The following is a 20,281-nucleotide window of genomic DNA, read 5'->3' as shown; positions in this document are numbered from 1 at the left end:
AAAGGATCTGAAACGCTGACGCCGTCGTTCGCCTGTAGCATCACTGAAAATTCCGGCTCTTGATCTTCAGCGTATCGATATGAAGATCCGGCACGAACATATCCCTCGCCCGGACGCCGGGCGGCGCCTTTTCACGCGAATCCGGGCTGCCGGGCGAACCATGAGCGAACTCGTCGCCGCGGCCGGTCGGCGGATGAAACGATCCGTCACGCTCGGCAAGGCTCGACAGATCGGCCGAGAGATCGAAGAGCTGCTGGGCGACCAGGTGAACCACCTCCCCTTCCCGCTGGATCCTGCCGTTGATCGCCATCATGCTGGCGCCGAGCACCACGCGGCGGGACCGCTCGAAGAGTTTTGGCCAGACGACGACATTCGCCACACCAGTTTCGTCCTCGATGGTGATGAACATCACGCCCTTCGCCGAACCTGGCCGCTGGCGCACCAGCACCAGGCCGGCCGCCATCAGCCATCGGCCGTCGCGCGCCGTCATGGCCTCGGCGCAGGTCACGATCCGACGTTTGGCGAGTTCGCTGCGAAGGAAGCTCAAGGGATGCTGCCGGAGCGTCAGGCCGGTATGGCTGTAATCCTCGACGACGTTGTGGCCTTCGGTCATTTGCCTGAGCTCGACTGCCGGCTCCTGCTGCTCGGCGATCGCCCGTGCCTCCCGTTCTGCCGCAGCGCTGAACAGCGGCAGCGGTTGGTCGCGCAGTGCCTTGATCGCCCAAAGCGCATCACGGCGCTCGAGGCACAGTGACGGCAAAAAGGCATCGGCTTCGGCGAGCTCGACCAGCGAGGCGACCGGCACGCCGGATCGCCGCCACATGTCATCGACCGATGCGAAGGGTTCATCGGCGCGGGCAGCAACGATGCGCGCCGCATCGGCTGTTGCCAACCCGCGCACCAGCCGCATGCCGAGCCGCACCGCATGGCGGTCGCTGCCCTTGATCGGCTCCAACGCGCAGTCCCAGCGCGAGCGGTTAACGCAGACGGGACGGACCTCGACCCCATGCTCGCGGGCATCGCGGACGATCTGGGCCGGGGCATAGAAACCCATCGGCTGCGAGTTCAGAAGCGCCGCACAGAAGACATCAGGGAAATGGCATTTCACGTAGTTGGAGGCATAGGCGATGAGCGCGAAGGATGCGGCATGGCTTTCCGGGAAGCCATAGGAGCCGAAGCCTTCGAGCTGGCCGAAGGTCCTTTCCGCGAATTCCGGCGTGTAGCCGTTCCGGATCATCCCCGAGACCAGCTTGTCCTTGAAGCGTGAGACACCCCCCGTGAACTTGAAGGTCGCCATGGATTTCCTGAGCTGGTCGGCCTCGCCACCTGTGAACCCAGCACAGACCATCGCCACCTTCATCGCCGACTCCTGAAACAGGGGCACGCCCAGCGTCTTGTGGAGGACCGCTTCCAGTTCGGGTGTCGGGTACTCGACCTTCTCCTTGCCTTCGCGCCGGCGGAGATAGGGATGGACCATGTCGCCCTGGATAGGCCCGGGGCGGACGATCGCCACCTGGATGACGAGATCGTAGAAGGTCCTCGGCTTCATGCGCGGCAGCATAGACATTTGCGCTCGGCTTTCGATCTGGAAGGTGCCGAGCGTGTCGGCCTTGCGGATCATCGCATAGGTCGCCGAATCCTCCTGCGGAATGGTGGCAAGGTCGAGATCCTGGTGCTTGTGCTCATGGATCAAGGCGAAGGCCTTAGCCATGCAGGTCAGCATGCCGAGCGCCAGCACGTCGACCTTCATCATTTTGAGCGCTTCGACGTCATCCTTGTCCCACTCAATCACCTGGCGGTCGACCATCGCCGCCGGTTCGATCGGGACGAGATGATCGAGCCTGTCATGGGTGAGGACGAAACCGCCCGGATGCTGACCGAGATGCCGTGGTGCGCCCATCAGCTGCTGCGCAAGCCTGAGGGTCAGAGCGAGACGTCGGTCCTCCGGATTGAGGCCGAGATCGCGTACCTGTCGCTCTCCGACCGCCTCCGACCACGACCAGATGCCGGAGGAGAGCGCTTTGATCAGGTCCTCGGGCAGGCCCAGCGCCTTGCCGACATCGCGGATAGCGCCCTTGGCGCGATAGCGCGTGACAGTGGAGCAAAGCGCCGCCTTGTCGTGGCCGTAGGTCTTGTAGATCCACTGAATGACCTCCTCGCGCCGCTCATGCTCGAAATCGACATCAATGTCGGGCGGCTCGTCGCGTTCTTGGCTGACAAAGCGCTCGAAGAGGAGATCATTGGTGTCGGGATCGATCGAGGTGATGCCGAGCACATAACAAACGGCGGAGTTGGCGGCTGATCCCCGGCCCTGGCAGAGAATGCCCTGAGACCGGGCATAGCGGACAATCGAGAAGACGGTGAGAAAGTAAGGCGCGTATTTCATGGTCTCGATCAGAGCGAGCTCGTGGCGGATGGTCTTCTCGACATGATCAGGCAGGCCTTCGGGATAGCGCGTCCTGACGCCCTCCCAGGTGTAGTGTTCCAGCGACTGCTGCGCGGTCATGCCCGAAATCAGCGCCTCATCGGGATACTGGTAGACGAGCTCCTCGAGCGAGAATTTGCAGCGCTCGACGATCTCCATCGTCCGTGCCAGCGCCTCCGGATAACGCGGAAACAGGCGCGCCATTTCTTCCGGCGGCTTGAGATAGCGGTCGGCATGCCGCTCGCGCTCGAAGCCGACATCGTCAATGGTGGTTCCGGTCCGAATGCAGGTGACGACATCCTGAAGCTGGCGCCGGCCGGGCTCATGAAACAGCACGTCATTGGTGACGACGGTCTTCACCCGATACTTGACCGCCAGGTTCGACAGGCCATGCAGCCGCAGTTGATCGTTGGGGCGCCGGCGCAGGCAGAGCGAGAGATAGGCACGATCGCCAAAGACTTCCGCCATCTTCCTGAGCTGCATGGCACAGGTGTCGTCCGGCATCCCAGGCACGAGGACGCCGATCAGCCCTTCGGCATAGAGCGCGACATCATCGAGTTGCAGGATGCAATTCGCCTTCCCGCCGCGGCCCTTGCCCAAGGTCAGCAACCGCGTCAGCCGCGAATAAGCGGCGCGATCTGTGGGATAGACGAGGATCGACATGCCATCGGCCAGATCGAGCCGGCAACCGACGACCAACCGCAGTCCGGTGGCGCGCGATGCCTCCAGCGCCCGGACGATGCCGGCGAGGCTGTTGCGGTCGACGACGCCGAGGGCTTCGAGGCCCATGAGCTTGGCGGTGGCGAACAGCTCGTCCGCCGAGCTTGCACCGCGGAGGAAGGAGAAGTGCGTTGTCACCTGGAGTTCGGCGTAGCGCATCAGGCAAACACCCCATGCAGGAACCATTTGTGCGATCCGGTGTCCTCGTCGACGCCATCGCCGGAACGAAAGATCCAGAAGCTTTCGCCGGTATCATCCTCGATGACGAAGTAGTCGCGAACGGCGATCCACTCGGAGCTGCGCTGCCACCATTCGCCAAAAATCCGCTCCGGCCCGTCTGCGCGCTTCACCCGGCGCCGCTTGCTGCGCCACGTAAAGGAGACCGGCGGATGATCGGGCAGAAGCGCGATCACCTCGATCAATTCAGGATGCGCCAGAAGCCGCGCCGGCCGGGGCCAGTGGAGCGGCCAGGTGGTGCCGATTTCGTCAGCCGTCGGCGCGATCCGCTGGACACTGCGCTCCGGGACGTCGCTTGCCACCGGAGCGACTCGGAAAATCCGCTGGCCGCCGCGGTTGCCAAGCACATCGATCAGCGGCGTCACGTCGGTCACCTGCTCTTCGATCAGCGAGGAGGCCGACTGCACTTTGACGAGCGGCTCGGCGATGACGGCCGCCAGGCTCAGCTTCTCGATGCCGAAGCCGGGCTCGATCCTCTCGATGCGATCGCGAAAGAGTTTCGTGAGCCAGGCGATATCGCGGACAGGTTTGGCCGTGCCTGCCCGGAGCGACTGAAGCGTATTGTCGACGCGCTGGACGATGAGGTCGACGCGCCGCACACCAAGTCCCCGCTTCTCGAGCGCCTGACAGAGCTGCCGCACCAGGCGGTTGATGTATTTCTCAATCGTCTCCGGTGCGCCGATCGGTTCGGCAAAGGATTTTTGGACCTCAACGATATCAGCCGGGCGGATTGGATCGATCGGCTCGGCGAGGCGGCCGAACATCTGGTCGAGTCGCCGTCCCACCTCCGGCCCGAAGCGTAGCGTCAGCGGCGCCCTCGGCGTGGCGGCGAGATCGCCGACAGTGGCAAAGCCGAGAGTGCTGAGACTTGCAACGATTTCGGCCGGCAGCCGCAGCGACGACAGCGGCAAACGATTCACAGCCTTGGCGGTCGCTCCGCGCGGGGCGATAACAGTCTCTCGACCGGTGGACCGAGCGAGCGCATGCGCCGCACCCCAAGTGTCGGCGATCGCCGCTCGCGCTGAAAGACCCCTCCCGCGGAAGCGGTTGACGAGACCGGAGAGCATCAGCTCCTCGCCACCCTGCAGATGGTCGGCGCCTTCGGTGTCCATGACGATGCCATCAGGAGAATCCAATGCGACCACAGGAGAATATTGCGACAAGACCCAGAGCGCCAGCCGTTCGAGGGTGGCCAAGTCCGCCGCCGGATCGGCATCGATCATCATCAGTCCGTGGACCAGGGCCTGCGCCTTGGCGGCCGGCATGCCGACACGAAGGCCGAGCTTGATTGCTGGCTGGTCGGCTGCCGCAATCCAGCGCTTCGAACCGCTTCTGGCGACGATCACCAGCGGTGTTTCAACCGATAGCGAAGGATCGGCCCGTCTGATCCGGTCGGTTGGCAGTGTCGGAAGAAAGACAGATACGACCCTGGCCATCACATGCTCCGATAACGAATTCGCCTCCCTCTCCTGCTCTCACCCGCATCAGTTCGGCCAACCAGCGCGCCCGGCCGACGCCTGGAACCGGCAGCGGCTCGGAGGGCAGTACCGAGATCCGCCAGCGCGTTGCGGCCGCCGTCGGCATGCCGAAGTCAGAAGCATCCGTCTGGCGCCGCCAGCGCCGGATCACCAGGCCCAGCGTGCCAGACTTTTCAGCCGCCAACTGCAGCCGGCGTGAGGCTGTCATCGGCAGGCGCACCAGTTCGGCAACGACGGCGCCAAGCCCGCCATAGCGCAGCGCCTCCTCGAAGCTTGCGAGCACCGTCTCTTCCTTGTCGCACTCGACGAAGATGACGCGATCCGGATGAAGCCCGACCTGGGCAAGCGCCGGAAAGAAAAGATCGAAGCGCGTCAGGCACCAGACCACCTTGCCGGTGGTGCGGGCAGCGATGCCGCCGATGAAGAGGGCAGCAGCAGCCCCGTCAATCGCGCCATTGCCGCCGCCAGCCACCTCATGCAATGCCCCATAAGTGAGGCCACCGCCCGGCAGCTGCGCATCAATCTCGCCGACGCCAAACGGCAAAACACTGCGTTTGCGCGAGCCTGCCCCTTCCAGGGTGGCGATTTTCTCGCGCAACTCGTCGAGGACGGGGTTCGAAGTGGCGACGGCTGCGGTCATGATCTCCTTTACGGCAACCCGTTTTCGGCTTGAGAAGCAGGAATATGTTCTGTATTTGTTCTCAAAGCAAAAATGAGTCAATGCGCATGTGGCGCGCGGAAGTTGAGCGAGAGTGGACCGCCGGAGAATTCCGTAACGGATTCAATTTAGTGGTAGGAATGGGAATTTTTTCGCATGGCGCGACAGGCGCTCGCCGGCTGGATCAGGCTTCTCGGCTGCCATCAACCGAAAGAGCTGAAAAGGCGATCATCGCCGTCTTCGGCATCCGTGGCCTCAGCTCGATCTGCTATCTCGCCTTCGCAACCCAGAGAGCCAAATTCGACCAGGTTGAAAGCCTGTGGGCGACGGTCTTCATGACAAGCCTGATCTCCGTCGTCGCCCATGGAATTGCGGTAACACCCCTCATGCGCTGGATCGACCGCGAACGTGGCGTCGACAGAACGCGACCGATGCAGGGCCGGGGGGAACGGATGGTGACGACTCAAAACGCTAGAGATCAGCGTCCGGAAACCCGGATCGCGCCAACGTCACCGAACGTCCGCTGAACCGCGGGGATCATGCTGGAATTGATATCGACGGAAACTTCGATCTCTCCTTCGAGCGGAGCATCGCTGCGCGCGCTACCATCATGAGAGGCGTCCCCGCCGGAGGGAGCAGAGCCGGCGGTATTCTTCGCGGAGGCCGACTGGACGAAGATGTCCGGTCGGGCAATGCCGTGCTTCTGGACGAGATGTTCCACCGCAAGGTCGGCAGTCACACGCGTTTCGAAAACTGCTGTGATGGTCGTGGTGCTGTCTTCGGCCATAGGTCAATCTCCACTTCGCTAGGGTTATCGATCAAACGCCTGAAGAAGCGACGAGTTTCCCTCGGCAGATGCAGGAGATGCGGGTGAGGACTTGGATGCGCCGTCGGCAGCTGCTATGTTCCTGTTTCGTTTTCCCCAGTGACACCAAATGCCATGGATCTCACCGCCGTCTCAACCGTCAGAAAAATCATTCATGTCGATATGGATGCCTTCTACGCGTCTGTCGAGCAGCGCGACAATCCGGAACTGCGTGGCAAACCCTTGGCTGTTGGCGGAGCGGCCGCCCGGGGCGTTGTTGCAGCAGCAAGCTACGAAGCCCGCGAGTTTGGTGTGCGTTCAGCCATGTCCTCGGTCACCGCAGCTCGAAAGTGTCCTGACCTGATTTTCGTGAAGCCGAGGTTCGACGTCTATCGCGCCGTCTCCCAGCAGATCCGCGATATCTTTGCGGAATACACGCCGCTGATCGAACCTTTGTCGCTCGACGAAGCCTATCTCGACGTCACCGAAAACCTCAAGGGCATGTCGATCGCCACCGAGATCGCGCTGGAAATCCGTGCCAAGATCAAGGCCGTCACCGGACTGAATGCTTCCGCCGGTATCTCTTACAACAAGTTCCTCGCCAAGATGGCGTCCGACCTCAACAAGCCCAATGGCCAAGCAGTCATCACACCGAAGAACGGGCCAGCTTTCGTCGAGCAGCTGGCGGTCAAGAAATTCCATGGCGTCGGCCCGGCCACAGCGGAGAAGATGCTCCGCCTGGGTATCGAGACCGGTGCGGATCTGAGGGCAAAGTCCCTACAGTTTCTCGTCGAGCATTTCGGGAAGTCTGGGCCGTACTTCTATGGCATTGCACGGGGCATCGATGAGCGGCAGGTCCAGCCGGACCGAGTGCGGAAGTCGGTCGGCGCCGAGGACACATTTGCGGTCGATATCAGCGACCTTGACCTTGCGACAAACGAACTCCGGCCACTTGCGGAAAAGGTCTGGTCCCACTGCCAGGCCAAGGGCTTCAGCGGCAAGACGGTGACTGTGAAGATAAAGTACTCCGATTTCACCCAAGCGACGCGGAGCAGGACAACTGCCCTCCCTTATGCAGGTGTCGGCGATATTCTCGCTGCCGCCAATGCCCTGCTGGCGGGTGTCTATCCGTTCAAGCTCCCGGTCCGGCTCCTTGGCGTGACACTGTCGTCGCTCACCAATGACAAGGAGGCGGCCGAAAACGAGGAACAACCGCAGCTCGGCTTGGGTTTTTGATTAGAGGAAGCTGGAGCAGATCAAGGGTCAAAGCCGCAATGTTCCCACCCTGTATTCGAGTTATCGACCTAGAAACCGCTGGCAACGGGACGAGCGATGTCTGCGAGATCGGGTGGCAGGACGTCATTCAAGGCGAGGATGGCGGGTGGGAAGTTTCTGGGGAGCGCGGCGCGGTTCTGGTCAATCCCGGAAAGCCGATTTCGCCCGACACGATGGCAATACATCATATCCAGGATTGGGAGGTTACTGGGGCGCCGCTCTGGAAAGAAGCAGCGCCAAGCATCTTGCGGCCACCGCACCCAATCGTCGCCCTTGCCGCCCACCGCGCCGCGTTCGAGCAACGCTATTGCACGCCGAGACTGGCCGCTGGTACTCCTTGGATCTGTACTTGGAAATGCGCATTGCGTGTCTGGCCGGAGCTGCAAAGGTTTTCGAACCAGATGCTCCGTTATTCGCGAAGGCCGGAAGGTTTGATCCACGAGATCGGCCTTCCCGCCCATCGAGCCATGCCCGATGCCTATGTCACCGCCCACCATCTGCGCGACGAGCTAAATGCCGCTTCCCTGGATGAACTTCTGCTCTGGAGTTCTCGGCCCGGCCTGCTGCCACGAGTGCCGGCCGGTCCAGACCGGGGCAAGAGCTGGGATCGTCTGAGCACCGAGGCGCTCACTGCTTTCCTGAGCGACCGCGATACGGATGTCCGCTTCAGCGCCGAGACGGAGCTGCGGCGGCGAGGGAAAACGGAAACGCGCCGATCGGACACTCCTGCGCAGCAGACACTTCTGTGACCGATTTGACTTACTTGACCCGCCTGGACCGCCAATTTGAAGACACGCCATCCGATGATACTCACGGCCCGAATTGCGGAGCATGACCTCGTTCCATTCGATCTGCTTCGCCAGAAACATTTTCCGCCAGAGCGGAATTTCCTACGGGCGCATCTGACAATGTTTCACCGGCTGCCGGGCGAATATGTTGATAGGATCGTCGAAAGCCTTCAATCCGTTGCGAAGGAGACGCGCGCGATCTCAGCCCGCGTCAGCGGCATCCGCCATTTGGGAGCCGGCGTTGCTTTCGTGATTGGCAGTCCCGACCTGAACGCGATCCGCCATATCCTGCGCTGCAATTTCGTCCACTGGTTGGGCTCGCAGGACATGCAGACGTGGCGGCCGCACATCACAATTCAAAACAAAGCCTCCGTCACCGAGGCGAACAGGCTTCATCGCGAACTCTCTGGCAATTTCCATGCCCATGACATCACCATCGTGGGGCTCGATCTGTGGAGATATCTCGACGGCCCTTGGGCAAGCGAAGCCACCGTGCCGCTTGTCGATTAGCTCATTATGACTGTCGGGACGCTTGAGGCGCCTTGGACCGAACCGACAAGGTCTTCGGCTGGTAACAAGTCCGGATTTGCTTTGCCTTCCGTCAATCCTCCAAGGCCAAAACGAAAAAGCCTGCCGCGGGAGGAGGTGCGACAGGCTTTTTCGAAAATAACCGAACAGCGACTGGGAGGAGGAGTGCCGCTGTTCCCTCAGATGCCCCTTGGGAGGAGGAATGGAGCATCTGAAACCCGAAGCTCTGCGGGCATCGCTTCGTTGACAGCATCAGTATCGGCCGCTTTGGAGGAGCGCCAGATGCTGCAGTGCAAAACAGCAATGCGGCGAGTGCATACCCGTGGCTTCACACGAGGACAAATGCCTTGGTCTCCTAAGGCACTTCCTATGCTAATCGGCATAGGCACGCGATTTTTCCGGAATAATTCTCGACTTGTGAATGAGGTGACTAAGAAGGCGCAATGCGGCTGATCGATTCACTCGGCCGCGACGTCACCTTATTTGCAACAGCGCGACCCGAACGTTCCGCTCGGCGCCGCCCGTCTACGCGTCTCGGACCGCGAGATCAATCCGGCGAAGTCGACCGAGACCTTTTTATCTGCGCCTCGCAGCAAGCTAACGTCGTCCCGGCGCTGGCTCAGCCTCGCAAGGCTGCGGCGACCATGCTATGCAAGAGCGTGGTCGGACGACCAATCAGCCGGCCGAGCGCGCCTCCGCGTCAAAAAGCCCACCGCGTGACGCCGCAACGTCGGCGTCCGCGAGAAGGCCCGCTAGATCGCGTGGTAGCCCGGCGCCCGTCAGCAAATCGCGATAAGCCGCCTCGGAAAGATCGTTGTAAACGACGGTCTTGCCTGACTGCCGCGAGACCTCTGAGGCCAGCTCGGCAAGGCTAAGTTCATCGAGCGGACGAGATCACCAACTGAGGCCCGCATGAGGGGATGCAGCCGCGAGGCGAAGCGATTAGCCGCCGAGGTCAGTTCGATCGCGACGTCTTCCAGCTCTCTGTTGCTTTCAGGAAGCATTGGTCCCATGCTCGCCAAGGTGACCGTTTAGGTAGCGAATTAAGCAATCATTTTGCCGGTATTATTGCCGGTCGGAATTGCGCCGCGTTTCCACGATGAATGTCATCAGGCCCAGCCGTGCGGGCCACTGCTAGACTACCTCTAAGTATTTGAATTGTGAGTTCATGCCGAATTGCGACTTGGGCGTTTGAAGCTAGCCGACACGTCGGATTTGCGCGAGTAGTTTCTTGCGAAAGACCCCCGCCGGGGTTCGGTAGCCCAAGCACCTCCGCGGTGTCGAGTTGAGCCGATCGCAGATGTCCCTCAGCTCGACGTCGGTGATCGACAGGGGATCCACCTCTCTCGAAAGCCATTTGCGAACCAGACCATTGGTGTTCTCGACCGTGCCTTTCTGCCAGGGCGACTGCGGGTCGCAGAACCTGCGTTCCGATGCCAGCCTGCAGATAGGGCCATTCGCTGAACTCGGTGCCTCGGTCGAAGGTGATGGAGCGCCGAGCAGCGTGGGGCAGCGGTTGGAGCACCTCGATCAACCCGTCCATGATCGGCTTCGACTGCCGGTCGTTGTTGCGCAGAAGGACAGCAAAGCGGCTGACCTGCTCGACCAATGAGGTCACGTTGGCCTTGCCGAACTTCGTGCGAAACTGAATGAGATCGCACTCCCAATGGCCGAACTGCTTGCGCTCGGCGACAGTGGCGCGTGCTCAAGGGCGGCTCGCATCTCTGCGCTCCCAACTATTGCCTCTGCTTCAATCTCACGGCAGACGCTTTCATATTCCCTCACCTGGGGACAGTCATGCGCCTTCTGGAAGCGTTCCAGAGCGAGGGCGGCGACGTCATAGGCTTCGAAGAGATCGTCGAGACGAGACGACCGCGCCGCGAGGATCTGCAACCGCTCGCGTATCGCCGGCAGCCGCAGCATGAGCCGCCATAAACCGCGCCGCGCGGCACCGTTCATTGTTCCGTGCGACGCCGCCTTGCCTGCTCATCTGGACGACGGCCTCCCTGCAAGGGTGATCGTCCACACTAAGACTGGCGGGCGAGCGGCGGAAGTACGTTACCGTAAATGCCCGCCGTTTACGCCTCCGCGGCCGGCATTTACCTCAGTTGCGGGGGACGTTTTCCGTCACTCCGGGGCCAGGTGCTGAGTGCACGATCCGGTTCCCTGATCAGCATCCAGAATGAAAGCTCGCGTCGTGCCCCGATCTCCAGGTTCCAAGAACGGATCGGGCTCGTCCTCGAACGTCGAACCTGCGAATGCCGAGGAGCGTGCCTCGGCCGCACGGAAGGAGGCGCGCATCCTCATTGTCGAGGATGAGTTTCTGATCGCCTTTGAGCTGGAAGACCGCCTCCGCGATGCGGGCTTCGAGGGCATCGCCGCAACAGCGAGTGAGGCCATATCCTTAGCCGGATCAGAAAGACCCGACCTTGCCATGATGGATATTCGGCTGACAGGAAGGAGAGTTGGAGTTGATGACGGTTGCTCAAGCACAGCTCGTCCATCGGCGCGTGTCGTCGATTTGCTGCACTGTAAGCGCTCTGAACGGACGCCCCCTTCTAGTTCGGGGTTCGACCTGTTTGGTCAGGCATGATTTTATCCTCACTATTCGCCGATCAACGTCGTCGGAAGATAGAAGATGCGTTACGCTTGCGGACGAACTGTGCCGAGCCTAGCCTTATCGACATTGGCGTTGTGCAAGCGCACATTTGAACGAGAGTTGAAGGCACGTCCGCTTTTGGCTTGCCGCACGAACGCGTCGCCTGAGAGATTTGGCGCCGGCCAATGGGAAGGAACCGAGGATGAAGCCGCTTCGTTTTATTGCGCTAGTTGCCGCGGTCATCTCTTCTGCGTGCGCGAACCAGGAGCCCGAGGGCTCGAAAGTCCCAATGCCGACAAGCCATCAGCCGAGACAGCATTCATCCTCCGAACCAAACTGCAAGAACAAACCGAATTATGAAGGAATGCTACGCACGCTTTGCTATTAGTGGGGCGGCCCACTTCGTCTGGACATTCCCCTTTGACGATCCGTCCGATATTTTTCACCTGTTTGCGCTCAGCGCTACCGATCTGTTGATCAGCCGGAGCGACCGTCGTCTTGTGCGCGAGTGCAAGGGGGACAATTGCGGCTGGCTCTTCCTTGACGGTTCAAAGAGCGGTCGGCGGCAGTGGTGCTCGGAGGCAGGTTGCGGAGTGCACAGCCGAGTGAAGCGTTACCGCGCGCGCGGCGACCGTTGATGCGGTGAGTTCGTCAGTATGGCAACCTTGAGCGTCCCGGAGATCGGCAGATTGACGGGGCGCGAGTGATAGAAGTCGAGCTAGCACCAGAAAATGCGAAGAACGCGGCGCGCCTGCGGCAAGACGCGATCGGCTTCTCGCGGTATGATACCGGGGGCTTCGGATATTCGCTCAGCGTCAGGACCGAGGAAGGTCATAGTCGCACCTCTCGGCCTTTAGTCGCAGACTTACCCCCGACCTTAGTTCGATAGCTGAAAGTTACGGAACGGGTGGGTCGGCTGCGTATTTCTTCTGGGGTCATTACGCCTGAGGTGACAAGATGAGCAGCGATTTGTGGGACAAGCCTATCGAATTGATGATCGAAAACTCCGATCATTTCCGGAGTGTCAGCAGCACTCGCGACGCCATGGCGTACCTAATGACCTCGTGGCCCACAAAAGGAGGTAAGTCCTTTTCCGCTGCTCGACGAGCCTGTCTCGGGGCGATCGACGGGAAGGTCGACAGCGCAACAGCCAAGCTCGCCTTCGTTCGCGCAGCCGAGGAAGCCGGCATCCTCAGACGTTGATCGACCTTGTGTATTCATTGACCGACCCCTGACGACATTGTCGACGCTGTGAGACAGCTCGTCTTGATCGCCAATGATCATGTGATTGCCGGTGTCCTCAATTGCAACGGACTGACGACCGGCAATGGCAATCGCTGGACACGGGAGCGGTCACCGCGCTGAGGTTATATCGCAAATTACGGTCTTCCGTCCGCAGATCGACGGGGTCGAGCCATGGCTAATCTGAGCGGGGCGACGAAGTTACTCGGGATAACGCCAAAGACGCTGCGTTTGGCGGCCGAGGCTGGCGATATTGAGGGGGTTCATCCGCTACCCGATGGCCCATGGATCTTCAGCCGTTCCAAACCCCACAAGCACGTCAGATCCTCGATCGTGCCCGGAAGAACCCTCGCCGTCCCACGGGATCGCCTCCAGATCAGGAAGAAAATGGGTGTTATGAAACAGGATTGTAATCGCTGCGCCAGTTTGAAAGCGCTGATCGAGCTTGGATCAGCCGGCCACCGATGTGCGCGGTTACATCAGCTACGTGAAGGCGCAAGGTTAGGCGCGCCCCCGCCTCCGTCCCTGGTCACAGCACAGGTTCATTGGACGAGAAGCACGATGCCGGTAGCGCTCAGCGCCAGAGTCCAGAGGCGATCGAAGTTGATCCATGCAGAGCGGAGTGCCGCAAGGCCGAGCCATTCGAAGGCGGCGATCCCCACCACGGCGACGACGGCCAGCATTGCCGCGCCATGTACGGCAACGGCGGCAAGCGCGACCGGCAGTGAACTTGCGATCGCAAGATCTGCGGCTCCATCCGCCACGCAGAGGCTGAGGACCGCAGGAACCAGCATCAGGCCCACCCCGTGGCTCGTCGCCATCAGGAAGGACCAGAAGCCAAGGCCTGCCATGCCCGCGCGCATGCCGACCCTCACCCGGGAACGGTGCCCGTAAAGCACGCCGTAGGCAGCGACGCTGAGAATGAGCAGCGCTGCGACGAGCCGGAAACGGTGCGGCTCTAATACCGCGCCGAATGTGACGACCGCCGCCAGTGTGAGAGCGGCGGAGATGGCATGACCCATGGCGATTGGAACAAGCGACAACCAGACGATCCGGCGGCTCTGGCGGTGAAGCCCAAGCGCGACCGCAAAGAGCCAGCCCATCGCCGGATTAATGCCGTGAAAGGCGCCGAGACCGACAATCGAAAGCCATGGCCAGACGGTCGTCATTCGCCCTGAGAAGACCGCACGGTCGCCCCCTCCTCCCTATGGATAACAATAGGAATCGGACGAACAGTCGCCGCCTTCGAGGCGGACCTGATGCGGGCGGTGGCCTTTCGGCCAGTCGACGAAAAAGTTCTCGTCGAAGGCGATGCCGCCACTGTCGACGACATCGAGTTTGACCATCCATCCGTCGATGCCATCAGGGTAGAATTGCGGATCGATAGCGCCATAGAGCGAATTGGTGAAATAGACCCGCTTGCCGTCGCGGCTGATCTCCACCATCTGTGGCCCACCGTTCAGCGGCCCGTTTACAGCCTTCGGATGGGACGCACGCGAAACGATACAGCCGATCCGCACTCGGCCCGTTTCCTTCGGCGCGAAGGGATCGGAAACGTCATATTGGATCATGTCGCCGGTGCCCCAGCACGAGACGTAGAGGAAATGGTCGTCCATCGATAGGTCGATGTCGGTGACGAGCGGCGCCACGGCGCTGAACCCCTTGAGTACGGGAGGTAGCAAATCCGGGTCCGCCGGCTCTGCTGGAATCTCGATCACTTTCTTCACGGCCCATCGGTCTCCGTCGCGATACCAGGTCCAGATCGAGGCCGAGAGGTCCTTGAGGCTGATGACACAGCCGACAAAACCATAGGCCTTGGTCGGATCGTGAGCCGGGCGCAGTTCGAAGACGAGCTGATGCTCCTCGCCAAAATCGATTTCTTGCAGGTGCTTGCGCTTGTGAAGATCCCAGAAATGCAAGCGGCGGCCATATTTCGAGCCGAGCAACACCTCGGGAACCAGCCCGTTCTCGAACGTATCCGGCGTGCCCCATTCACTTGTGATCATCGTATCGTGACCGAGATGCCACCAGAAATCATAGGCAAGCTTCTGCGGCCCACGATCCATTTCCCACTGCCCGAGCACGTCGAAACTCTGGTGATCCAACAGGAAGATGCCGCCTGGCGCCTTGCCGTCGCGATCGGCAAGCGCATTGATGTAAATCCCATCGGGTCCGCAATGGGTCGTGTGCAACCGCGAATAGTTCGCCTTCTCGGCGATCTCCGAAGGCTCGATCACGCGAATGATCTTGGGATTGCGCGGATCCGGCTTGGTATCGATGATATGCAGACGCGAGGACCGCAAGCCCGGCACCACCAGATACCGCCGCTCGACATGCGGATGCGGCGCATTGGGGCAAAGACAGGACGAGCAGGCATTCCAGCCGAAATGGTGAAGCTCGTCGCCAAGGTTCGGCATGTCGACCTGTCCGACGATCTGCGAATAGCTCGAAGACGCCGGGTCGACGTCGACGACGGCGATGGCATCCGGCCGACTTCGCTCTGGGTCGAACGCTGCAACATAGGCGAGCGTTTCCTTTGGAGCCTTGGCCGCCATGCGCGGTGATGGATAGAAGGAAGGATCGGGTCGCCACGTCGCCATCTCCACTCTCCCTGCGAGTATTCCCAATGCGTGGATCCTGATGCAGGCTCTGTTGATGCGGCAAAAACTCGTCGGAAATACGGCCTATCCGCCTTATTTCTTCGATCGAACGCCTGAAGCGCCTTACCAAAAATATGGATATACGCGACGATCGATGTTCCAGCCGACTTGACGCGACGATTCAGCGCCGACGTAGCCAGGGCGCGGCGATGCAACTGCTCTGCCCATGGAATAACTCTCAAGAAGGCATCGACGATAACCGAAATAAACCCCAAGGGCCATCTGCAGCGTATCATCGACGATCATTTAGCCCGAAGGGAAGGATCGCGCCGATAAAGCAGTGGTTCCCGGTTGAGCAGCATGGAATCGCCGAATTCATGTGCACGGTAGCGGCATGCAGTGAGAGCTGCGGAGGTGCTGGCGAGCAGGCCATCGTCGGCAAAGGCGCGCAACAACTCGAAATGGCTTTCGCCGGGCTGGTGGACACCAGTGAGAACCGCATCGACGACGCGGAGCGGAGTGCCACGGCCGATGCGCCCTGTCGCAATACCATCTCCGGCACGCAGGCTGCCATCGGGATTGGCGGCTGCTTCAAGTGCGCGCACGACGCTGGTGCCAATCGCGATGATGCGGCTGCCTCTGAGCTGCGCCCGCGCTACCTGCCCCACGGTGCATTCAGGGATGTGGTAAGGCTCGTCAAAGGGAAGGCGCGAGTCGAGTGCGGGATCGCCGGTGGAAGAAATGCCCGCGGCATGCGTGAGTGTTGCAAAACCGATCTCGCGACGACGCCAAGCTTGCAGTGTGCGCCAGTCGAGCGCGAAGGAAGCCGATGGCGCCTCGAACGCGACCGGCCGGGCGGCAATTCTCGTCCAAACATCCCATAGTGCCAACGGCTCGGGAACATGCGCGTATTGGATCGGCCTGCCATGCTGCGCCAGTCCTGCAAACATGGCTGCTCGGGTGCCCTGGAAGCTGAGCTCGACAAGACGAGGATGGTCGAGAACGCGCTCGACATTGGCTTCAAGTGAGCCGAGCTGGAGACGATCGCCTGATGACAGCGCAGGCGGCGGCAGCCGATCTTCCGTGCGGGTGCGATGATCGCCAGAGCCGAAGGCAATTGCCACGAAGCGGACTGGAGCGGAAGCTGACAGCCAGCCGGCTAAGCGGATCTCGATCGCCCTTCCGCATTGGAGATGCGTGCCGTGTAGGCTGGCAGGCAAGGTCGCGGCGTCGTTGGCGACAACCAGATCGCCAGGATCGAATAACGTCCCTAGGTGAGCCCGCGGCAGGTCGCGCATCGTGCCGTCCGCCCCAACGGCGAACAGCCTGGCCGATTGCCGATCGAGGCGATCAGCGGCGATCACGCCTGGGCTCCAGCGGTAAGCGCAGCGTGAGCCGACAACGCCCCGATCATCGATTCGAGGATCTCGGCAGCGGCCAGTTCCGGGTCTTTCAAGCTCGAAGGATCGGCGTCCGGGAGCGCCAACGCGTGCAGCGGGGTGTCCATATCGCCAGGGTCGAGCGCAAGGAACCTTATTCCATCGGATTTCGACTCTTCGTCCCAAATTGCCGTCAGATGGGCAAGCGCTGCCTTGCTCGCGCCGTATGCGCCCCAGCCGGGATAGGCGTTGACCGCCGCGTCGCTGGAGATGTTGATCACCAGCGCGCCGCGGCCCTCGCGCGCGGACGCGGCAAGCGCACCGAACAGGGCTTTCGTCAGCCGGAAGACGCCAAGAAGGTTGACAGCGAGCGCCGCCTCCAGCTCCTCGCACTCCGTGTCGGCAAGAAGCGCCAGAGGCACAGGACCGAGGTTCGATGCATTGTTGATCAGGACGTCGACCCCGCCAAGATTGGCACTGATCTGCATCGCGATCGGATAGATATCTTCCTTCTTGCCGATGTCGGCGACAATGCCAAACGCGCCCGTCTCGGCTGCGACGCGCTCGACATTCGCGGCGGTGCGGGCGACGAAGGCAATGCTCGCACCCTTCTCAGCAAGCTGCCGCACAAGCGCCAGCCCGAGGCCGGAAGTGCCGCCGGTGATCCCTACGCGAAGTCCTTGAAGATCGATATTCGCCTGCATTGCGGTGCTCCTTCAATGGGTACGCGTAACTGCTACAAGTTCAAGTGAACTTGAAGTCAAGAGAGCTTCGTGCTTTTATTTATGCATGGATCCGATGCTGACCATCACCGAGGTGTCGCGACGCAGCGGCGTTGCCTCATCAGCTCTGCGCTTCTATGAGGAGCGTGGGTTGATCGCATCGGAGCGCGCCGGCTCAGGACACCGACGCTACCACCGGTCCGCATTGCGGCGGATCGCCTTCATCGTCTTTGCACAACGGATCGGGCTGACGCTTGAGGAGATCGGCGCCGAACTCGCTAAGCTGCCGGCCGATCGCGTACCGTCACGTCGGGATTGGTCGCGGCTGTCGAGCGCGTGGGCAAAGCGTATCGACCAGCGCATAGCCGAGTTACAGCGCCTACGGTCCGGTCTTGGCGAATGCATCGGTTGCGGCTGCCTGTCGATCGACCGATGTCGCTTGGCGAACCCTGCCGACGTGGCAGGGCGCAAAGGGCCGGGAGCGAGGTATTGGCTGGGTTGAATGAGCCTCCAATGGTATGCCGAACGATCTTACGATCTTCCCGATTATTCAATATCGCCCAATCCAAGTATGACGATAGGCTTACTGACGACGGCCCTAAATCCCGCCTGCGGCACGGTATGAGACGCAAGCGGCTCAGGTGCCACCAAAACTTGAAGAACGTTTAAAGCTGATCGAAGATTTCCCCAATTGATGACGCGTCGGCCTTTTGCAAAAAGCCGGCAGTTGGCAACCGAGTTTGCGAAGATGATCCAACGCGAACGAGAAAATGAAAAATGCGTGGCTGCCTGTTTCGCGAGATTGTTGACGGCAGCCGGCGGCGGAGTCCGCATTGGCGAACTCGAAAACCTGCAGAGGTACAAGCTCAGGAGAGGCCAAATCGCTCGAGCATCTTTCGAAGCTGCAGGTTCTCCCGGTGAAGTTGCTTGATCAGCAATGCCTTGAGATGTCGGTTTTCAGCATGAAGCGCAGCCAATTCATCGATCGGCGCTTCCAATGAACCGGCGGAAGATGCCTTGCCGCCCTCCTCTACTGCACCATCGATTTGATTTCTTGAGCGCTTTTCGTCAACGCGCGACGCTGTTCGAGCCGGCTGTTTGATCGAACGTTTTTTCGATTGCGAGATCGAGGCGAATTGGCCGTGATCGCTCTCAGATAGAACGATTTGCACCGGTTCGGTCAAAGATGGTGCAGGCTCATTTTGGTTTGCGTCATCGCTATCATCGAGCTGATTTACTGGCTGCTGGTCCTGCGGCATTTCGCCAGGTTGGCCGAGAGCGTCTGGTCCCAGCTTGGATTCGAACAGGTGCGGCGCTTCCGTCTCGGCCTGACGGACAAATGCCTTGAAATCGGTGTTTCCCCAGATTGAATTCGACTGCGTCGTCGACCGCCGGCGGCCTGACTTGATTTCGACGACGAACTTTCGCTGTGGTGTTTTCATATATGCTAGACCTCTAAATCCTATGCCAAGCTCAAGAAACGTCGAACCGTTTCAGCATCGTTTTGAGCTGGGCGTTCTGCAGCTGGAGCTTCCGAGCGAGCTCACTTCTCAGCTTTTTGATGTCCTCATCAAGGTTTGCCACGTCATCGAAGAACGCATCCCGAGCTGATGACGGGGACACGCTTTGACCTTCATGCTTGGCGGCAGCGCCCCGCGCGGTTACGCCTGCCTGGGCCACCTTCGTCCGTTCACGGCGACTGGGCGGAGGTTCTCTCCGAGCCCTAATGATTGTCTCGTTTGGCTCGAGGGCGCTGGCATCTGAATGACGGGCTTCACCTGGTGCGGGCGTCCATGCATCGTCACCATCGACCGGCGGTGCTGAAGCCTCCACGGCTTCAGCACTGTCTTGCTTCTCAGTCAATGCCGATGCCACTTGCTCGATCGGAACAGCCTCGTTGTAATCCGCAGAGGCGGAGACTTCGGCCGACGGAGATGCCGGCGTCTGCTCCGCCTCGTGATCGGTATCATGCCCGATGGAACTCTCGAGCCCTTTTGCCGCTCGACGCCGTAACGTCAAATCGACGAGGAATTTCCACGGTGTTTTCATCGGCATTTCACCTCGATCAAGCCGGGCTGCGATGCTGCGCAGCGCCCTGTCCCCACTCGCAGGTCGGCCGGGCACGAAGGCGCCCGGCGATTATTTTTCTGCTGAAGATGCGGTGGCTGAGGCCGCGATGGCGGCCGACCTAAATGTCTGCGTGCTGATCAATCCAGTCCGAGCCGTTTGCGCAGATCGGTATTTTCCTGGCGCAGCTTGTCGGCCAGCAATTTGCGCAAGCGCTTGTTCTCTTCTTCAAGCTGGATCAGATCTTCCAGCTCATCAATCACCGGTGCGGATGCCTTTGCCGTTTGCTCGGCTGGCTTGGCGATCTTATTTCTTCCTCTGCCCTTGAGAGTGCCCTTGGCGTCGGAAGGTTTCGCCTCGAGCGACCTCGGCTTTCTTCCCCTGCCACGTCCAGCAGGTTTTGCCGCACCTGCCGCCGGCAACGGTTCGGCGACGGCCTCGGTCGCGGCAGAAGCCGGTTCGGCAGCTTGCTTTCGACGACGCGGCGCACGCTTCTTCTTAACGTCCGCTTTTGTCGGCGCATTCGTTTCCGCGACCCCGGTAGCAGGGCCCGTATTATTTTCATCAGCCATCAGACATCTCCTCTATAGCCAAGTCTCTTTTCGACTGAGTGACAGACTGAGTCAACAAGGGCGCTGCGGCTATCGCCAGCCTCAGATTTCAAATCCCACAGGCTCTGGCTCCGCGGTCCGCTTGCCTATTGCGGAGGATCCGAGACGCACTCCGAGTCCCCCGCGCAACCCCAATGGGCATCCAGT

The 20,281-nt window shown here is 60.7% G+C and carries 20 protein-coding genes and 1 pseudogene; 9 read left to right on the top strand and 12 right to left on the bottom strand.

Annotated features, from left to right (window positions below; translation table 11 throughout):
• Positions 1 to 40: 40 nt before the first annotated feature.
• From ACQ7C1_RS25630 to ACQ7C1_RS25620, 3 genes are read right to left on the bottom strand one after another with little or no spacing between them, the layout of a single operon-like run.
• Positions 41 to 3,304 (bottom strand): error-prone DNA polymerase, encoded by a 3,264-nt coding sequence (locus ACQ7C1_RS25630; RefSeq protein WP_430960327.1) that lies wholly within the window; start codon positions 3,302 to 3,304, stop codon positions 41 to 43.
• The gene (locus ACQ7C1_RS25625; RefSeq protein WP_430960305.1) at positions 3,304 to 4,818 is read right to left on the bottom strand and encodes a Y-family DNA polymerase; all 1,515 of its coding nucleotides are present in this window, start codon (positions 4,816 to 4,818) and stop codon (positions 3,304 to 3,306) included. Before ACQ7C1_RS25625 ends, ACQ7C1_RS25630 begins: the two co-directional genes overlap by 1 nt.
• Positions 4,739 to 5,500, bottom strand: a complete 762-nt coding sequence (locus ACQ7C1_RS25620) for an ImuA family protein (protein WP_430960304.1) — start codon at positions 5,498 to 5,500, stop codon at positions 4,739 to 4,741. The genes ACQ7C1_RS25625 and ACQ7C1_RS25620 overlap by 80 nt, the downstream gene beginning before the upstream one ends.
• A 44-nt stretch (positions 5,501 to 5,544) precedes the next feature.
• On the opposite strand from ACQ7C1_RS25620, the gene ACQ7C1_RS25615 reads away from it, so the two are divergent.
• Positions 5,545 to 6,045, top strand: coding sequence for a hypothetical protein (locus ACQ7C1_RS25615; protein WP_430960303.1), 501 nt, complete (start codon positions 5,545 to 5,547; stop codon positions 6,043 to 6,045).
• On the opposite strand, the gene ACQ7C1_RS25610 is transcribed toward ACQ7C1_RS25615, so the two are convergent.
• Entirely contained in the window at positions 5,997 to 6,305 is a 309-nt protein-coding gene (locus ACQ7C1_RS25610) for a hypothetical protein (RefSeq protein WP_430960302.1), read from the bottom strand. The genes ACQ7C1_RS25615 and ACQ7C1_RS25610 overlap by 49 nt on opposite strands.
• A gap of 153 nt (positions 6,306 to 6,458) precedes the next feature.
• Here ACQ7C1_RS25610 and dinB point away from each other — a divergent pair, with 153 nt between their 5' ends.
• Genes dinB through ACQ7C1_RS25595 form a run of 3 tightly spaced genes read left to right on the top strand, consistent with a single transcriptional unit; the run spans position 6,459 to position 8,896 of the window.
• Positions 6,459 to 7,559, top strand: coding sequence for a DNA polymerase IV (dinB, locus tag ACQ7C1_RS25605; RefSeq protein ID WP_430960301.1), 1,101 nt, complete (start codon positions 6,459 to 6,461; stop codon positions 7,557 to 7,559).
• Positions 7,560 to 7,597: 38 nt separating this feature from the next.
• Positions 7,598 to 8,347: an exonuclease domain-containing protein gene (locus ACQ7C1_RS25600; protein ID WP_430960326.1), complete on the top strand. Its 750-nt coding sequence runs from the start codon at positions 7,598 to 7,600 to the stop codon at positions 8,345 to 8,347.
• Between the two features lie 54 nt (positions 8,348 to 8,401).
• On the top strand, positions 8,402 to 8,896 hold the full coding sequence (locus tag ACQ7C1_RS25595; protein ID WP_430960300.1) for a 2'-5' RNA ligase family protein: 495 nt from the start codon (positions 8,402 to 8,404) through the stop codon (positions 8,894 to 8,896).
• 1,215 nt (positions 8,897 to 10,111) lie between these two features.
• On the opposite strand, the pseudogene ACQ7C1_RS25590 reads toward ACQ7C1_RS25595, so the two are convergent.
• Positions 10,112 to 10,607, bottom strand: a pseudogene (locus ACQ7C1_RS25590) (IS30 family transposase); the annotation flags it as partial.
• A gap of 104 nt (positions 10,608 to 10,711) precedes the next feature.
• On the opposite strand from ACQ7C1_RS25590, the gene ACQ7C1_RS25585 reads away from it, so the two are divergent.
• The 4 genes from ACQ7C1_RS25585 to ACQ7C1_RS25570 all read left to right on the top strand — a co-directional run bounded on the left by ACQ7C1_RS25585 (position 10,712) and on the right by ACQ7C1_RS25570 (position 12,716).
• Positions 10,712 to 10,849, top strand: a complete 138-nt coding sequence (locus ACQ7C1_RS25585; protein WP_430960299.1) for a hypothetical protein — start codon at positions 10,712 to 10,714, stop codon at positions 10,847 to 10,849.
• Between the two features lie 247 nt (positions 10,850 to 11,096).
• Positions 11,097 to 11,507, top strand: a complete 411-nt coding sequence (locus ACQ7C1_RS25580; protein ID WP_430960298.1) for a hypothetical protein — start codon at positions 11,097 to 11,099, stop codon at positions 11,505 to 11,507.
• 362 nt (positions 11,508 to 11,869) lie between these two features.
• Positions 11,870 to 12,151: a CGNR zinc finger domain-containing protein gene (locus ACQ7C1_RS25575; protein ID WP_430960297.1), complete on the top strand. Its 282-nt coding sequence runs from the start codon at positions 11,870 to 11,872 to the stop codon at positions 12,149 to 12,151.
• A 319-nt stretch (positions 12,152 to 12,470) separates the two neighbouring features.
• Positions 12,471 to 12,716 carry a DUF982 domain-containing protein gene (locus ACQ7C1_RS25570; RefSeq protein ID WP_430960296.1) on the top strand — a complete coding sequence of 82 codons (246 nt, stop codon included), beginning with the start codon at positions 12,471 to 12,473 and terminating at the stop codon, positions 12,714 to 12,716.
• 581 nt (positions 12,717 to 13,297) lie between these two features.
• Here the strand turns inward: ACQ7C1_RS25570 and ACQ7C1_RS25565 are convergent.
• From ACQ7C1_RS25565 to ACQ7C1_RS25550, 4 genes are all read right to left on the bottom strand, one after another.
• Positions 13,298 to 13,924, bottom strand: a complete 627-nt coding sequence (locus tag ACQ7C1_RS25565) for a hypothetical protein (protein ID WP_430960295.1) — start codon at positions 13,922 to 13,924, stop codon at positions 13,298 to 13,300.
• A gap of 36 nt (positions 13,925 to 13,960) precedes the next feature.
• On the bottom strand, positions 13,961 to 15,355 hold the full coding sequence (locus ACQ7C1_RS25560) for a selenium-binding family protein (protein WP_430960294.1): 1,395 nt from the start codon (positions 15,353 to 15,355) through the stop codon (positions 13,961 to 13,963).
• Positions 15,356 to 15,657: 302 nt separating this feature from the next.
• Entirely contained in the window at positions 15,658 to 16,719 is a 1,062-nt protein-coding gene (locus ACQ7C1_RS25555; protein ID WP_430960293.1) for an S-adenosylmethionine:tRNA ribosyltransferase-isomerase, read from the bottom strand.
• Positions 16,716 to 17,438 carry an SDR family NAD(P)-dependent oxidoreductase gene (locus ACQ7C1_RS25550; protein ID WP_430960292.1) on the bottom strand — a complete coding sequence of 241 codons (723 nt, stop codon included), beginning with the start codon at positions 17,436 to 17,438 and terminating at the stop codon, positions 16,716 to 16,718. The genes ACQ7C1_RS25555 and ACQ7C1_RS25550 overlap by 4 nt, the downstream gene beginning before the upstream one ends.
• An 85-nt stretch (positions 17,439 to 17,523) precedes the next feature.
• On the opposite strand from ACQ7C1_RS25550, the gene soxR reads away from it, so the two are divergent.
• Positions 17,524 to 17,958, top strand: a complete 435-nt coding sequence (soxR, locus tag ACQ7C1_RS25545; RefSeq protein ID WP_183698490.1) for a redox-sensitive transcriptional activator SoxR — start codon at positions 17,524 to 17,526, stop codon at positions 17,956 to 17,958.
• Positions 17,959 to 18,322: 364 nt separating this feature from the next.
• Here the strand turns inward: soxR and ACQ7C1_RS25540 are convergent, their stop codons facing one another.
• The 3 genes from ACQ7C1_RS25540 to ACQ7C1_RS25530 form a co-directional block, all read right to left on the bottom strand.
• Complete coding sequence (locus ACQ7C1_RS25540; protein ID WP_430960291.1) at positions 18,323 to 18,898, bottom strand: hypothetical protein; 576 nt, start codon at positions 18,896 to 18,898, stop codon at positions 18,323 to 18,325.
• Positions 18,899 to 18,929: 31 nt separating this feature from the next.
• Complete coding sequence (locus ACQ7C1_RS25535) at positions 18,930 to 19,505, bottom strand: hypothetical protein (RefSeq protein WP_430960290.1); 576 nt, start codon at positions 19,503 to 19,505, stop codon at positions 18,930 to 18,932.
• Positions 19,506 to 19,663: 158 nt separating this feature from the next.
• On the bottom strand, positions 19,664 to 20,095 hold the full coding sequence (locus tag ACQ7C1_RS25530) for a SyrB2 regulator (protein WP_430960289.1): 432 nt from the start codon (positions 20,093 to 20,095) through the stop codon (positions 19,664 to 19,666).
• Positions 20,096 to 20,281 lie beyond the last annotated feature (186 nt).

The sequence above is a fragment of the Rhizobium sp. Nf11,1 genome, from assembly GCF_050587665.1.
Taxonomy (GTDB): Bacteria; Pseudomonadota; Alphaproteobacteria; order Rhizobiales; family Rhizobiaceae; genus Rhizobium.
Note: the sequence above shows the minus strand (reverse complement) of the source record. Positions and strands in the feature narration are given on the sequence as shown.